This is a genomic window from Brasilonema octagenarum UFV-OR1 (genome assembly GCF_963888615.1).
GTDB classification, from domain to species: Bacteria; Cyanobacteriota; Cyanobacteriia; order Cyanobacteriales; family Nostocaceae; genus Brasilonema; species Brasilonema sennae.
Window position 1 is genome coordinate 1 of record NZ_CAWPKW010000122.1, and the last position, 602, is coordinate 602.

1 protein-coding gene and 1 pseudogene are annotated in these 602 nt (G+C 37.9%); both read right to left on the reverse strand.

Annotation, left to right across the window (positions count from 1 at the left end):
• Positions 1–331: type III-A CRISPR-associated protein Csm2 (gene csm2 / locus AC5590_RS08900; RefSeq protein ID WP_169269049.1), on the reverse strand; the 331-nt coding region annotated here is incomplete at its 3' end.
• A 9-nt stretch (positions 332–340) separates the two neighbouring features.
• Positions 341–602, reverse strand: a pseudogene (locus AC5590_RS08905) (type III-A CRISPR-associated protein Cas10/Csm1); the annotation flags it as partial.

Genomic DNA, 602 nt, shown 5'->3' on the forward strand with positions numbered 1-602 from the left:
CTTTATCAATGGCGGCTGACATAACCTCACCTAAAGGTTTGGCTGCTCTTTGTCTAGCTGCTGCGTATGCCAATTTTGGTTTGAGCAGAACAACTTGTGTCTCTATTTCGGAAAACTTACCCTTTTCAGTTAAGTCAGCTTTTAAACGGTTTACAGCGTCTAGGAACTTGCGAACCTGGTTAGTTTCTAATCTTTGCTGCTTAAGATAAGGACCAAATTCTGCAGCGTGATTAACTAAATCCCTAATAGGATACGCTTGTAATTCCTTCAAATCCTTAATTTTTTGAACAATTTTATCAACTATTGGGCTTGATTTGTTTATTTCTGCCATATTAAAGAATTATGAGCGGTTTAAGAGTTCTATCCAACTAACGATCGCCCGAAAATAAGGCGCATTATATGGACTTTTTAAAGAAGTGCGAAAATCACTGTCATCTAGTACCCTATTGGGTAACCTCGCTAGAGTGTAAGCTATCTTTGGTAAATGCAAATAGTAGCGAGTTCCTAAAGCCTCCTTTGACTTTTTGTCTTCAAATTTCTTCAGTGCTTGCTCTTGTATTTGTGCGGTTATGAGTAAATTACGCACAAAGTTACGGGAATAA